This window comes from Actinocorallia lasiicapitis, assembly GCF_054778695.1.
This window is the reverse complement of the sequence record NZ_BAAGZI010000635.1, coordinates 1-1,977: the sequence shown is the minus strand read 5'-3', so window position 1 is coordinate 1,977 and position 1,977 is coordinate 1. Positions and strand designations below refer to the sequence as shown.

Sequence of the window (1,977 nt, the reverse complement as noted above, 5' to 3'; positions counted from 1 at the left end):
CGCGGCCGCGCCCGCCCCGGCGAGCTCGGCCGCCCGGTCGAGGGAGGGGATCACCACGGCGATCCGGTGGACGGCGTGCGCGCCGAGCGCGGCCTTCTCCGCTTCGGCCAGATCCCGCGCGACCTGCGCCTGCGGGTAGACGAGGTTGAGCAGCGGCCCCGTCATCGCGGTCGTGACCAGCGCCATGACGACCATCAGCGAGTACAGCTCGGTGTCGAGCACGCCCTTCTGCAGCCCGACGCTGAGGATGACGATCTCCGTCAGCCCCCGGGTGTTGATCAGCGCGGCGAGCCCCGCGGCCTGCCGGTGCGGCAGCCGCAGGAACCGCGCCGACACGTAGGCGCCCGCCAGCTTGCCGGTGATCGCGACCGCCAGGATGGCCAGCAGCAGCCAGACGCTGCCCGCCTCCAGCTCCGTGAGGTCGACGCCCATCCCCGCCACGACGAAGAACATCGGCAGTAGCAGCAGGACGGCGAGCTGTTCCAGCCGTTCCAGGATCTCGTGGTTGAGCCGGCTCGCCGCCCCGGCACGCGGCATGATCGCGCCGAACAGGAACGCGCCGAAGATGAAGTGGACCTGCAGGTACTCCGTCGCCCAGGCGGCGAAGAACAGGCCGATCAGCACGATGGCCAGCAGGTTCGGGGTCAGCCGCCCCGACCGCTCGTAGGAGGGGACGAGCCGGCGCAGCAGCGGCCGTCCCACGAAGATCATCGCCAGTCCGAACGGGACGACCAGCGCCACCTTCCACTGGCCTTCGCCGGAGCCCGCGATCGCCACGACGGCCGCCAGGACGGTCCACGCCAGCACGTCGATGACGGCCGCGCAGGCCAGCGCCAGCCCGCCGAGCTGAGTACGGTGCATGTCCCGGTCGGTGAGGATCCTGGCCAGCACGGGGAAGGCCGTCGCCGCCATGGCCGCGCCGAGGAACAGCACGAACGCCAGGCGCTTGCCGTCGGGGGCGTGGTCGTCGTCGGCGAGCAGCAGGGCGAGCCCGCAGCCGAGCACGAACGGCAGGGCGGTCGAGCCGAGGCTCACCCCGGCCGCGACCCTGCCCTTCCCCTGGACGAGCCGCTGGTCGAGCTCCAGCCCGACGACGAACATGAACAGCACCAGCCCGACGTCGGCGAGCGACTTCAGCGGGTCGACGATCTCTTTGGGGAAGAGGTCGCCGCCGAACAGATCGCCCAGCAGCGACGGCCCCAGCGCGATCCCGGCGACGATCTCGCCGATCACGGGCGGCTGCCCGATCAGCCGGGCGCCGTGGCCGAGCAGCCGGGCCAGCGCGAGCACGATCACGATGTCCAGGAGCAGGAGGTCGACGCGCATCAGCGTTTCCGGTTCGACTCGTAGCGGAAGGTCCGCTGGGCGCCGACCTGGATCACGCTGCCCGGCGGGACGATCACGCTCTCGCCCGGCTGGAGCCGGCGCTGCGGCCGGTCGGGTTCGGTGAGGAACGTGCCGTTGACGGAGCCGAGCTCGGTCAGCCGGACGTCCCACTGGTCGAGGGAGATCTTGATGTGCCGCCGGGAGACGGAGCCTTCGAGGTCGGTGAGCCGGACGGGCCGGGCCAGCCCGCCGGCGACCTCGGGCGCGGGCTCGGGCGACCGGCCGATCACATAGTCGGTGTCGAGCCGGAAGGTGGTGCCGTCGTCGAGGAGCAGCAGCCCCAGCGGGGGCCGTGCGGCCTGCCGGGGGATCAGCGAGAGCTGGACCATCGCGATCCCGCACACCCCGCAGTACTGGACGCGCGGATCGTTGAAGTGGCCGTTCTTGCAGTCGGCGCCCCACACCAGCGGCCGGGCGTCGGGTTCGGGCGCCGTCTGCCGGGGGGCGGGTGCTTCGGGCCGTCCGGTGGGGATCAGCAGGACCGACTCGAACGGCTGGTCGCGGACGTCCTCGACCAGGGTGACGCGGGCGACGCCGGGGGTCACGGCCTCGTGGGCGGCGCGCGCCGTCGGGCCCTCGACCTCGTGGCGG

General features: G+C 72.7%; 2 protein-coding genes. Both read right to left on the bottom strand.

Annotation, left to right across the window (positions count from 1 at the left end):
• Positions 1–1,326: cation:proton antiporter (locus ACYVE7_RS33190; RefSeq protein WP_460370427.1), on the bottom strand; the 1,326-nt coding region annotated here is incomplete at its 3' end.
• Positions 1,326–1,977: FHA domain-containing protein (locus ACYVE7_RS33185; protein WP_460370425.1), on the bottom strand; the 652-nt coding region annotated here is incomplete at its 5' end. The genes ACYVE7_RS33190 and ACYVE7_RS33185, both read right to left, overlap by 1 nt.